The sequence below is a fragment of the Paenibacillus hemerocallicola genome (assembly GCF_006265175.1).
GTDB classification, from domain to species: Bacteria; Bacillota; Bacilli; order Paenibacillales; family NBRC-103111; genus Paenibacillus_AB; species Paenibacillus_AB hemerocallicola.
The window spans coordinates 82,154-94,851 of the sequence record NZ_VDCQ01000004.1 but is presented as its reverse complement, the minus strand read 5'-3'; the positions used below and the strand labels follow the sequence as shown (position 1 = coordinate 94,851).

Sequence of the window (12,698 nt, the reverse complement as noted above, 5' to 3'; positions counted from 1 at the left end):
TATAGCACAAATATAGAGCAAAGAAATGACATTTGCTTCGGAGGGAATGGAAAGTGGACAAAATTACGTTTATTGGAGCGGGCAGCGTGGCGTTCGCCAAAAACGTGCTCGGCGATTGTATGCTGGTGCCGTCGCTGCAGTCGTTCGAGTTCGCCTTGTTCGATATCGACGCGGAGAGGCTGAAGGATGCCGAGCGGATGCTTAGCCATCTGATCGGCAAGCTGGGCAGCAGCAGCTCCGTGAAGGCCTATTCCGATCGCAAGGAGGCGCTGCGGGGAGCGAAATATATTATCAACACGATCCAGGTCGGCGGCTACGATCCGTGCACGATTACCGATTTCGAGGTGCCGAACCGGTACGGATTGCGTCAGACGATTGCCGATACGGTCGGGATTGGCGGCATTTTCCGCAATTTGCGCACGATTCCGGTTATGCTGGATATCGCCCGCGACGTACGGGAGGTTTGCCCGGAAGCCTTGTTTTTCAACTATACGAACCCGATGGCCGTTCTGACGAACGCGATGAATACGTACGGCGGAGTGAAGACAGTCGGTCTGTGCCACAGCGTACAGGTGTGCGCGCCACGGCTGCTGAAGCACCTCGAAATGGACCCGACGGACGTGCAGTGGAAAATAGCCGGCATCAACCATATGGCCTGGTTGCTGGAGGTGACCAGGAAAGGGGAAGATTTGTACCCGGAAATCAAGCGCCGTGCGGCCGAGAAGCAGCGGGAAAAGCACGGCGACATGGTCCGCTTCGAGCTGATGCGGCGGTTCGGCTATTACATTACCGAGTCGTCGGAGCATAACGCGGAGTATCATCCGTATTTCATTAAACGGAATTACCCCGAGCTGATCGAACGGTTCAACATTCCGCTCGACGAGTATCCGCGCCGCTGCGTCTGGGCGATCGATCGGTGGAAGACGATGCGCGACGAGCTGGTCGGCAACGAAGGACTGACGCATACGCGCTCCCACGAATACATCTCGTATATACTGGATGCGATCGAGACCGACGTGCCGTTCAAATTCGGCGGCAACGTGATGAATACCGGGCTGATCACGAACCTGCCTCGGGAAGCGTGCGTCGAAGTCGCCTGCATCGCCGATTCGAGCGGCGTTACGCCGACCCATGTCGGCGATCTTCCGCCGCAGTGCGCGGCGCTGAACCGGACGAACATCAATACCCAGCTGATGACGCTCGAAGCCGCGATTACGCGGAAGAAGGATGCGATTTACCAAGCCGCTCTGCTCGATCCGCATACGGCGGCAGAGCTGTCGATCGACGATATCGTATCGATGTGCGACGATCTGATCGAACGGCACGGCAGCTGGCTGCCGGCTTATCATTGATCGCGAAGGAGGAGAGACGAATGACGACGAGCCGGTGCGAGTTTCGACTGACAGAGCCGTTTATCGTCGACAAGGCGGAAGGGGAACGGCTTTGCGCCTTCCCCGCGGCTGCGGCGTTTCCCGTCGATTCGGGAGACGAATCGTTTACGAGACTGTTCGTCTATTTCAGCCAGACGAAGGACGACGCGAATATCCCACCCTCCGTCGGGCTGCGCATGTCCGACGACGGCGGGGCTACGTGGCCGCATTACCAGTCCCACGAATGGTTTCCGATCTCTCTCGCGAAGCTGGCGGACGGCGCGATCGGCGGTCCGTCGTTCGTGACGGAGATGGTCGGCGGGGATGTGTCGCGCGAGCAGCGAGTCCGCTGGATCGAGTCGCCTGACGGCGGAACGACCTGGCGCGTTATCGAAGGCCGGCTGATCTCGCCGCACCCGATGAGAAGCGTCGTCAAAGGCTCTGGCCGCGGCGGATTTGCCTTCACCTGGATGCATGATATGGGGGCCGGGGTGCTGGGCGCGGTACTGTACGGCTACTACGAAGCAGACACGAAATACAGGACGGTATGGGCGGAGTCCACGGACAGAGGCGTGACCTGGACCATCGTATCGACGGTCGCCTATGATCCTGCGATCGGCCCCGAAGGGTATTGCGAGCCGACCGTAGCGCGCGTCGCGGACGGTACGTTACTGTGCGTCATGCGCATCGGCAGCAACAAGCCGTTGTACCAATCGCGTTCCGCCGACAACGGACGGACGTGGAGCGAGCCGACTATCCTGCCGGGGCCGGAGCCGGAGCTCGCCTACAGCGTCCTGCCGGCATTGCGTGCGCTTCCCGACGGCAAGCTCGTGCTCAGCTACGGCCGTCCGGATACGCGCTTGTTGTTGTCGGAGGACGGTATCGGACGCAACTGGTCTTCTTTCGCGACAACGTACGAGGGCACGACGACTGGATATACCGGCCTCGCCGTAGGCGCAGACAACCGTCTGTTTCTGACGGGTGACAAAGGGGCGAACTGGCATTTCAGCTTCGCTGACGGATTCCCGAGCCCGAATCCTTTTACGATATGGGGCAAATGGGTCGATCTTATAAACAGTAGCCAAGAGTAAGGCGGTTTATTATTCCATACGGGAGCGGAGGCTTCGGACATGGCGGAACAACGCGAATCGATAGCGATGCCGGATGAAGAAAATGGAGCTGCGGTCAGGCCGCGGCAGCTTTCGAGAAGGGCGATGCTTTCCTCGCTCGGACTGGCGGGGGCCGCCATGGCCGTCGGCGGCGTAATGGGCGGGACGACCAGCACGGTGCTTGGAGCGGGAGCGTCGGTAACGAACCAGGTATATGGATGCGGCTCGTCCAATGCGGACGGCTTGGACTGTTGCTTGTCCGTCACGATCGACGAGCTTCGTTCGTTGACGGTGCCGGAAGAGGGGCGCGTTTATTTCGTCACCGACGACAAGCGGGCGGGACCTTTCCTATACGTCCCCGGGGATACGTCGTCGGCGGATAACGGCGGCACGGTGCTCGTGTCGGCTTCGGGAGCCCGATTCAAACGGCGGTTCGACGGTTCGTTGAACGTCAAATGGTTCGGGGCGAAAGGGGATGGCGCGAACGATGACGGCTCCGCTATCCAGAGCGCGATCGACGCAGGCGGAGCGAGAGGCAACATCTACTTCCCGCAAGGAACGTACCGGATTACCGCATCGCTCGTCGTGAGCCAGCCCGAAGTGACATTGTATTCCGACTTCAAGAGCGAATATACGCCGCGTATTCTGTGTACGACAGCAAACACTTGGATCGTCCGGGCGAAGCACTACGCCTTTTGCATGAAAGGACTGCAGCTCGAAGGCGACGGCGTTCTGACGCAAAATCCGTACGTGCCGACCGTCGGCGGCATTCTGTTCGACCGTTCCGACGGAACCGGGGCGGAGACGCTGTCCAATCTCGACGGAGACATCCAGTTTTGCGGATTTTTCAAACTGAACGAATGCGTCCGTTGCGTCGGCCGCAACGTCTTTTTCAACTACAACATTTTTTCCAACAGCGTGAAAGCGATCATCGTCGACCAGTATCCGAACGCGGAGTGCCGGGGCTACCGCTTCGTCCAGAACCGGTTCCACTCGATGGGCAAAGATTTGTCCTCGCTTGCTCCCGGCGTCGAATCGTGGTGCATCGAGTTTACGTCGATACGGGCATACGGCAATCAGGTGCTCGGCAATATGGCCGATTTTTGCAAAGGATTTTACAAAGGCCCGGTCGACCGCAGCTCGATCAACGACAACCAGGCGTACAATTCGTTCGGCGATGGCGTGAGAATCGTCAATGCCGACGGCGTGACGACCTTGTTCCAGCAAGGCTACGAGATTGGCGGCAATATATTCGTCGGCGCGCAAAATCTCGGCTGGAACAAGACGACGAGCGACGCCACCCAGCAGATGAATCACGGCATCGTAGCGGAAACGGCATTGCTGCAGAACGGCTTTATCAACGACAACGTCATTACTTTTACGAACCGGGACGGCATATACATTTACAACTTGAGCGCGGGAGTCATACAGGACAACTACATTTTGTCCCCGAACAAACGGGCCGACATCGACGGCTCCCTATATGCCGGCATCCGTATCGGAGCCGGTTCGCAGAACATGATCGCCGGCAATATGATCCGATCGACGGTGCCGAACGGCGCGGCACATAAAAACGGTATTCACAACGGAGCGACGGGCTCCAAGCTGATCGACAATTTCGGCTTCAACCAATCGGGCGATTTTATCGTCAATACGGCTCCGGATACGACCGACGTCGTCGAGCCGGGAATACCGAGATACGCGGAGGCATACAAACGCAACGCGGCCGCCGAGACATTCGGCATGCGGATGTACACCCATAACGCTTCGGCGCAAAAAACGCTGTACGGCGAAGTGGTCGCCTTGCAGCAAAGCTCGTCGGCCGGCGCGGAGAAGGCCGACCTGCAGTTCAACGCCATGTCGAACGGCACGTTCAAGCCGCTCATGAAAGCGGCATGGCAAGGGGCTTTATCCGTAGGCGATCGAACGGGCAAAGAAACGCTGCAGAACGGCTATGTCAACGCCAAAGCGCTTAATGGCGAATTCGTGTCGTTTCTGCTGAGCGCAGCGGCTTCCGTTCCGAACGGCTCCTTGTTCATGGATTCCGCCGACGGCAAGCTGAAATTCAAGGACGGCTCCGGCGTCGTCGCCAGCCTGACTTGAACCGTACGCGGAGCGGATAGCTGCACGTTGACGGAGGAATCGGGAGGGACTTATGACAATCGTACCTGTAAAACATATTATTCTGTACAAGGACCGGCGGTACAACTCGTTTCCGAACGTCGTCGCAAACGGCGAGGGAACGTTCGTCGCCGCCTTCCGTCAAGCGCCGGATCGGCAAAGCACGTACGGCTTGCAGCATGTCGATCCGTCGTCCAAGGCGGTGTATGTCACATCCGCGGACGGAGAAAGCTGGAGCTCCGAGGCGAACGACCTGTACGACGATTTCTTCTACGGCGTGCAGGACCCGTGTCTGAACGTGCTGGCGGACGGCACGATATTCGCCACCTGCTTCATGTGGAAGGTTGCGGAACGCGAAGATGTGCAACAAAACCCCGAGTTCGAGTACAAGGTGTACGGCAACTGGCTCGGCAAGCTGGTCGGGGCTTATACGCTCCGATCGGCCGACGGCGGTAAAACGTGGGATCGCCCGCTTCCGATCGAACTCGGAACATTGGCGATTCGCGGCAACGTCGTCGAGCTGGACGGCGGGAGCCTGCTTGTTCCGTTCTACGGCGTCCGGAACGGCGTATCGCGAGTTGTCGTGGGAAGAACGGACGATCGCGGAGTTGCATGGTCCGAGCATGCGGTTATCGAACCGGAGGAAGGCTACGGTTTGTTCGAGCCGAATTTGTACCGGACACCTTCGGGCAAGCTCGTTCTGTTCGTCCGCTGCCATAAACGGAATCCGCTGCCGGAGGACGGCCGCGAGGCGTACCCGCTCGTTACGGCGGAGTCGCTCGACGACGGTTTGACTTGGAGCGCTCCGGTCCGTCGTCCTTTCTGCTCGCCGAGTCCGTTTCATCCGCTTCGTCTGCGCGACGGACGCGTGCTGCTGACCTACGGCTACCGGTATAAGCCGTACGGCATACGAGCCGTCATGCTGGACGCGGAATGCGAGCGTTGGCCGGAAGCGCGGGAGACGATTATCCGCGAGGACGGATACGGCGGGGATATCGGCTACACGTGCGCCGTACAGCTCCACGACGGCCAAGTGCTGATCGCGTATTATTATTCCCTGGAGGGCGAGCGGGAGCGCTACATTGCGGGGACGATTTGCTCGCTTGAGAGATAACCTTTTCAATGGAAGCTGCAGCAATATAGTTTACTTCGATCGAAACATAATCCTATATAGATCCGATCGTATTGCAGATAAGATAATAGGTGAACAAAACGGAGTGCGATTCCGGTGAAGGAGACAGGAGGATTCCCGAGCATGATATCACGGCAAAATTTGCGAATACGCGACCCGTACGTCCTGACCGACATCGAAGAAGGGCTCTATTATTTGTACGGAACGAATCATTTGATAGGCTTCGACGTATATACGAGCCGGGATCTGGAGCATTGGGAGGGGCCGTTTCCCGCTTTTCGTCCTGAAGCCGGTTTCTGGGCGGACCGCGACTATTGGGCCCCCGAGGTTCACGAGTACCGCGGACGGTACTATATGTTCGCTACCCTGAAGGCGGAAGGAGCTTGCAGGGGAACGCAAATTTTCGCAGCGGAGCATCCGCTCGGTCCGTTCCGTCTATGCAGCGACGGCCCGGTTACTCCACGGGATTGGGAATGTTTGGACGGCACGCTGTATATCGATGAGCGGCAGAAGCCTTGGATGGTGTTTTGCCACGAATGGCTGCAGGTGCACGACGGCGAAATGTGCGCGATACCGCTGACCGATTCGCTCGATGGGCCGTCCGGCGAGCCGACGCTGCTGTTCAATGCGTCCGGGGCGCCTTGGGCGATGCCGAGGGGGACGGGCATCGATTATATTACCGACGGTCCGTGGCTGTTCCGCTCCGGGGGCCAATTGCTCATGATGTGGTCGAGCTTCGGCCGCGACGGATACGCGATAGGCTTATCCCGTTCCGTCTCCGGCTCGGTCCTTGGGCCCTGGACTCATGACGAACGGACGCTGTTCGGGAAAGACGGGGGACACGGCATGATATTCCGCGATTTGCAGGACGAGTGGATGCTGACCTACCATATTCCGAACAAGTCGCCGGAAGAAAGGGCCGTATTCATTCCTTTGAAAGAAGCGATCCCCGAATGGTCGGTGAAGTCTATCGAAATCTGAGTGCGGAATCCGCCCGATCGCGGCGCAAAAAGCCGCTCTCTTCCTCGGAAGAAAGCGGCGTACGGCCACCCGGAGCGAATCAGATTTCCACTTTGATGACGATTTTCTTTACCGGACCCGGCTTGCCGTCGACGGCAACGCAAGGCATATGTACGTCCTGAGGGGCGAAGAAGGCGAAATGCCCTTCCTTCAGCGTGAAGAAATTGCCGCTGTCCGCCGAGAACAAGGCGTAGTCGGACTCTTCCTTGTAAGCGGTTGTAACCTCGGTCAGCCCGATCGGCGAATGGCCCAGCGTCTCTTCGCCTTCGGCGACGATTTGAATGTCGAAATATTTGCGGTGGGCTTCCCAGATGCTCTGCTCCTTTTGCTTCGTCTCGTAATGCTGGACCAGAGCGAATAGGTGCGAGCCGTCGATTTCATACTTCCCGGGCTCCAACTGCTTCACGTCATGCGTGTTCAGAAACTCGATCGCTTGCTTGAAGCGGGGATGCACTCCGGCATATTGGCCGAGGTTGGCTACTGTGTCGATTATCAATTCGATCTCTCCCATACTTGTAATGAATGCATTTATTGTGACACGATTAGAGACAGCGTGTTTCCCGAGTTCATTGTAGTTGGTATCGGTAGCATTTGTAAAGCATAAATAGGAGGCGGCTGGGAATGAAAGAAACGATATCGATCGGGTCGCGTATCGAAATGTTCACGGACGACCGGCTTATCGCCGATATGCGGGGATTGCGACTTCAACTGAACCGGCCTGAGCGCAAGGAAGTCGTGCTTACGTTTCCGGAATCGTGGGAAGGACCGCAGTGCACGTATTTCACGGTTTTACAGGATAGCGACAGCGGGAAAGTGCGCATGTATTACCGCGGCAATTGTTCGACCGACGATTCGGAGGAGCAGGTCACCTGTTATGCGGAGAGCGCGGACGGCATTCATTTCGTCAAACCGGAGCTGGGACTGTTCGAGTTTAACGGAACGAAGCGGAACAATATCGTTCTGAAAGGGGTGCTGGCGCACAATTTCGCCCCATTTTACGACCGATCCCCCGGAGCGGAGTCGACAGGGCGGTATAAAGGCGTTGCGGGAATCGGCAATTCGGTGCAGACGCTCAACAACCAATCGCCTTTGTATGCCTTGCGCTCCGAGGACGGCATCCGCTGGTCGATGCTGAGGGAGGAGCCCGTACTGACGGACGGAGCGTTCGACTCGCAAAATATCGCCTTCTGGGATGTCAACATCGGCAAATACCGGTGTTACAACCGCTACTTTACCCACGATAGGATCAGGGGCATACAAAGCACCGTATCGGACGATTTTATCCACTGGGGTCTGCAGCAGCGAAATGCATATGCGCATGACGTCCCGCTGGAGCAATTTTATACGAATGCCACGATCGTTTGCCCGCAAGCCGAGCATCTGTATTTGTCGTTCCCGATGAGGTTCGTTCAGGAGCGTAAAAAGGTGGAAGCACACCGGCATGTCGGCGTAAACGACGCGGTTCTGATGACGAGTCGCGACGGAACGACTTGGGACCGGACTTTCATGGAAGGCTGGATCCGGCCCGGTCTGGACGAGCGCAATTGGACGGATCGGAATATTATGACGGCGTACGGCTGCGTGGAGAGCGATACGGAATTTTCGTTCTATATTACGGAGCATTATCGCTTCGAAACCGTTCGCCTGCGCCGGGTGGCCGTCCGCAAGCACGGCTTCGCGTCCGTACACGCCGATTACGCCGGAGGAGAATTTGCGACCGAGCCGGTTCGGTTCGCGGGAGAACGGCTCATGCTGAACTACTCGACGTCGGCCGCAGGCTTCCTTCAAGTCGAGGTTGCCGATGAATCCGGCGTCGCGTTGGATGGGCTGTCGTTCGACGATATGCTGCCGTTGTACGGGGATTCGCTGCAGGAAGAGGTGCGATGGAAGTCCGGTACAGGACTTCGCGGACTGGAGGACCGACCGGTCCGATTACGCTTCCGGATGAAGGATGCGGACTTGTATGCGTTCCAGGTAAAGTAAGAGCAATTTCAAGAAGAGTCTCCGGTAATCCGTCCGGAGACTTTTTTCTGTACCTGCGATTCGGGAATTCGGATCACCGTTAACCGGTTCGGCTATTCCGCGGAGCTCCGGTATACGACCGTCCTGTTTTTCCCCGCAAGCTTTGCGTCATATAGCGCTTCGTCCGCTCCCTTGAACAGCCGCTCCTTCCCGATTCCCGGGACATGACCGCGCAATCCCGCGCTAATCGTCACGGGCTGCCGGCCCAGCTCCTCATGGTCGTATCGCGATACGGCGTTTCGGATTAGCTCTACCGTCCCGAATGCTTCATCCTCCGTTTTATCCGCGAAAATGACGACGAATTCTTCCCCTCCATACCGTGCGGCGAAATCGTCGCAGGTCAGCGAGCTTTTGATCGTCTGTGCGACCCGGTTCAATACCAGATCGCCGACCCAATGGCCGTACGTATCGTTGATCGTCTTGAAATTGTCGATATCCATAATCGCGAGCTGAAGCTTCAATCCGTGCTTCTCGCCTTGCTCGACGAGCCGGTCCAAATATTCGTGGAACGTCTTGTGGTTGTACAGTCCGGTAAGCGCGTCCGTCTTGGACAGCTGTTCCATCAGCGCGTTGCGTACGAGAAGCTCCTGCTGCTCCTGGGTCGTGCGCACCCAATATTGTTGGATTTCCGCTCCGCGGCTCATAATGCCGTAAGCCAGCACGACGCCGCAGGTCATGAGGGTAACGGCGCTGACTACCTCGCGCCAGTCGACGTCGGCCGAATACTCGGGATCAAGCAGCAGGATGAGGCACAAGGCGACAAGGTTTACGACGAAGGAGAACATCAGCTTGCGCCATTGAAAGTAATAGACCGAGACGAGCATCGGTATGACGAAGGTCATTTGCAGGCCGTCGATTTTCGGCTGGATCGTCACGAAGATGGCGGCGATCAGCGTGCCGGCCGTGATGAGCAAATAGATGCTCCATGCGGGTAAGTGCTTGTTGACCCATTCCGAGACGAGCACGGTCGCGGCCGCAAGAGAGGAGGGCAGCAGCAGCGTCTCGAGGAAATAGAGGCCTAGCGGTCGCGAATCGAGCCGCCACACAAAAAAAGCCCCGACAAGTTCGGCGACGACCGAAATGAGGACGACAATCCAATACGCGTTCAACGTTTTGCGGTTCCATTTCTCGAAATGAATGGAACGTATGGCTTCGGCTTCCGCCATGTTCATGGGTTATCGATTCTCCCGCCGCTTCAACTATCCGTATCATACCACAAAATGGAATACGGATATGGAACAATTCGCTTGGACTCGAATCGAAACACGGAGTGGCCGCTCTTTCCGTGTACTGCGAAAGCCGGCCGCACCGTCGTTCCTATTTCAGGACAATATTCGCAGAAAGATGTCCGTTCAGCTTGTTGTTGGCTGCTCGTTTCGTCGGCTACACTTGTGGTGAAAGTCATCGCGCGAGTATGGCAGACAAGGAGGTGATGCAGCCTCGTCCATTGCAGCATCAAGTGTTACCGGGCACGGTATTTCGGTTTTGTTCCATGTTGCGGTATTCCGAGGGGGTCATGCCGGTCTTTTGTTGAAACAGATAGCAGAAATACTGAGTCGACGCATAGCCGATATCGCCCGCGATACTCTCGATAGACAGCTTGCTCCTTCGCAGCAGGTCCTTGGCTACTTCCACCCGCGTATCCATCAGTTTGTGCTTGAACGAGGTATTGAAATGTTTTTTGAGAAGCCGATTCGTCTGCTTGGTACTCAAATTCAGCGTGGACGCCAGCATATCCAGCGTCAGAGGCTGCTGGCAATCGGAGAAGAAGCTGTCGATAAGAGGAGACCAACGGTCGTGCTTTTCCTTGTTGGGCATTGGATATCCGAGATTCGTCTTGTGCTCCATTTGGATGGCGCGTATTAGATCGACGATAATCTGGGCGAACAAGCTGAGTACTTTCGTATAGGAGCCTATGGAAGGCGCTTCAATTTCGGTTCGTACGTCGGACAGCAAGCTGAAAATGGCACGATTCGGGGTTGCGTCGGTCAGTTGGCTGTAAGTCAGCCCGGATAGCACGGACTTGATCTGTTCCGCTTCCTCTTGCGGAAAGCAGGGGTCCACGGTCGGAACGTCCCGGAAGGTGAAGCGGAGAGTGGAGCGCTCCCCCGGATGAACGGGATCCGGCTTGAACGAATGAAAGATGTGTTGGCCGATGATATGAATGGAACCGGTTTCAAGATGCTGCTCGCGATCTTCCAATACAAGCGTCCCGATACCGGAATCGATGAATTGGAGTTCGATCGCGGCATGGTTGTGCTTCTTGTTGTAGTCGATCTTCATCGGGTAAATATTGCTGTCGAGCAGAAAGTCGAACAGCAGCGAGCCGAAGCGGACTTTAAAGTTCAATTGATCCCAAGTGACAGGGACGGTCCGGATTTGCGAATTCGTCATGGGGTTCACTCCTCAACGGCAAAGTTCGCGGTCAAATTTATTACATTGTATCACAGGGGCGGACTGGATCGTCAACAGCAAGCGGTATCGCAGTTTTGACTGGGCTGCGTCGGAAATGATCAAACGAGGGGGACATTTTCCATGAAGAGAAGCGGCCGCTTTTTCATTGCATTATCGACGATAGCTATACTCTCCGCTTGCAACAACTCGGACGCCAATCCTGGCACCGGCTCGGAAGGGAAGGCAAAGGAGATCGTCAAAAGTGTGCAAGAGCCGGCAGAAATTGTCATCTATACGATGGCCGGCGATACGGAGGATTACTTTAACCAGCGGTTCGGCGATCAGGTGCGCCGAAAATTTCCGAATTATACGATCAAGTATATGACGGATACGGCCGGAAATAACGACGAGAAGCTGACAAGATTGGCCACGACCGGAACGCATGTGGATCTTGTCTTCGCCTCGACCGGCTGGCTCGAGAAGCAGCTGTTCCAATACGGCTACGCATACGATATGACAGAACTGGCCAAAAAGAACAAGGTCGATCTAAGCCGGTTTAATCCATCCTATAGCGACATCTTGGGTAAATCGTTTGGCGGAGGCATTTACTATTTCCCGGTGCAAGCCGACGTTCCCCTGCTGTACTACAATAAAACGCTCTTTGATAAATTCGGAGTTCCCTATCCGAAAGACGGGATGACCTGGGACGACTTGTACGCCGTATCCCGACGGTTGACGCGCAACGAGGGAGGGGTTCAATATTCGGGATACATACCTTCCCTGAATTATTTGTTCCGTGCGAATCCCCTTTCCATCCCGATGTTGAAGCCGGGCACAACAACTCCCACGATCAATACGGACGACAGATGGAAAACTTTTTTCCAGAAGTATATTGCGGATGCCGCAAATACGGTCGAGCCGGCATACTTTAAAGGCCGCAACGATATTAACGAGTTTCTTACGGCCGGCACGAGCGCAATGGGAACGCTTGTCGGCGCCAATATGATAAGTTCCAGAGCGCAGCTCGAGCCCATGAACTTTGATCTGGTGTCGCTGCCGACATGGAAGGAGCTGCCCGGTACGGGTCCGCAGCCGATTACGACGGGGATGGCCGTTACGAAGATGGCCAAGAACAAAGACGCCGCCATGGAAGTGCTGAACTATATTGTCTCCAATGAAGTCCAAAGCGAATTGGCGAAGAAAGGGATCGCTCCGGTAGTGAAAAACGTAGAGGTGCAGAAGCTGCTGGGAACTGAAAATTTCTTTAAAAGCAAAAACTGGGGCGCGGTTTACTACAACAAATGGGCCACCTTTACGTATAACGGCGCCATGGCAGTCGACCTGAATACGATCTATGCCAACGGCGGAAACTCGGTGCTGCTCGGTACCGCGGATATGAACACGGCATTGCGCAAAGCCGAAGAAGAGGCGTTGAAGAAAGTCGAGGAGCTCAAGAAATTGATCGTGGTGGACAACGCCTATTAGCAGAAAGCACAGCCATCGTTTCTGCTTGCGCGAAGGAATTTCAAA

10 protein-coding genes are annotated in these 12,698 nt (G+C 56.2%); 7 read left to right on the top strand and 3 right to left on the bottom strand.

Features of this window, described 5'->3' with window-relative positions:
- The first annotated feature begins 53 nt into the window (after positions 1-53).
- The 5 genes from melA (at position 54) to FE784_RS04055 (ending at position 6,713) form a co-directional block, all read left to right on the top strand.
- Positions 54-1,352 carry an alpha-glucosidase/alpha-galactosidase gene (gene melA, locus FE784_RS04075; RefSeq protein ID WP_139600853.1) on the top strand — a complete coding sequence of 433 codons (1,299 nt, stop codon included), beginning with the start codon at positions 54-56 and terminating at the stop codon, positions 1,350-1,352.
- A 20-nt stretch (positions 1,353-1,372) separates the two neighbouring features.
- Positions 1,373-2,461: a sialidase family protein gene (locus FE784_RS04070; RefSeq protein ID WP_139600852.1), complete on the top strand. Its 1,089-nt coding sequence runs from the start codon at positions 1,373-1,375 to the stop codon at positions 2,459-2,461.
- Between the two features lie 39 nt (positions 2,462-2,500).
- The gene (locus tag FE784_RS04065) at positions 2,501-4,582 is read left to right on the top strand and encodes a glycosyl hydrolase family 28-related protein (RefSeq protein ID WP_139600851.1); all 2,082 of its coding nucleotides are present in this window, start codon (positions 2,501-2,503) and stop codon (positions 4,580-4,582) included.
- A gap of 52 nt (positions 4,583-4,634) precedes the next feature.
- Positions 4,635-5,714 (top strand): sialidase family protein, encoded by a 1,080-nt coding sequence (locus FE784_RS04060; protein WP_139600850.1) that lies wholly within the window; start codon positions 4,635-4,637, stop codon positions 5,712-5,714.
- A 141-nt stretch (positions 5,715-5,855) separates the two neighbouring features.
- Entirely contained in the window at positions 5,856-6,713 is an 858-nt protein-coding gene (locus FE784_RS04055; RefSeq protein ID WP_139600849.1) for a glycoside hydrolase family 43 protein, read from the top strand.
- A gap of 79 nt (positions 6,714-6,792) precedes the next feature.
- On the opposite strand, the gene FE784_RS04050 is transcribed toward FE784_RS04055, so the two are convergent.
- On the bottom strand, positions 6,793-7,248 hold the full coding sequence (locus tag FE784_RS04050; RefSeq protein WP_176705959.1) for a NanQ anomerase/TabA/YiaL family protein: 456 nt from the start codon (positions 7,246-7,248) through the stop codon (positions 6,793-6,795).
- Between the two features lie 125 nt (positions 7,249-7,373).
- Between FE784_RS04050 and FE784_RS04045 the strand changes: the two genes are divergently transcribed.
- Positions 7,374-8,735 carry a glycoside hydrolase family protein gene (locus FE784_RS04045; RefSeq protein ID WP_139600847.1) on the top strand — a complete coding sequence of 454 codons (1,362 nt, stop codon included), beginning with the start codon at positions 7,374-7,376 and terminating at the stop codon, positions 8,733-8,735.
- Positions 8,736-8,827: 92 nt separating this feature from the next.
- On the opposite strand, the gene FE784_RS04040 is transcribed toward FE784_RS04045, so the two are convergent.
- Positions 8,828-9,946, bottom strand: a complete 1,119-nt coding sequence (locus FE784_RS04040) for a GGDEF domain-containing protein (RefSeq protein ID WP_139600846.1) — start codon at positions 9,944-9,946, stop codon at positions 8,828-8,830.
- A gap of 283 nt (positions 9,947-10,229) precedes the next feature.
- Positions 10,230-11,168 (bottom strand): helix-turn-helix transcriptional regulator, encoded by a 939-nt coding sequence (locus FE784_RS04035; protein WP_139600845.1) that lies wholly within the window; start codon positions 11,166-11,168, stop codon positions 10,230-10,232.
- A 141-nt stretch (positions 11,169-11,309) separates the two neighbouring features.
- Here FE784_RS04035 and FE784_RS04030 point away from each other — a divergent pair, with 141 nt between their 5' ends.
- Entirely contained in the window at positions 11,310-12,653 is a 1,344-nt protein-coding gene (locus FE784_RS04030; RefSeq protein ID WP_139600844.1) for an extracellular solute-binding protein, read from the top strand.
- Positions 12,654-12,698: the final 45 nt, after the last annotated feature.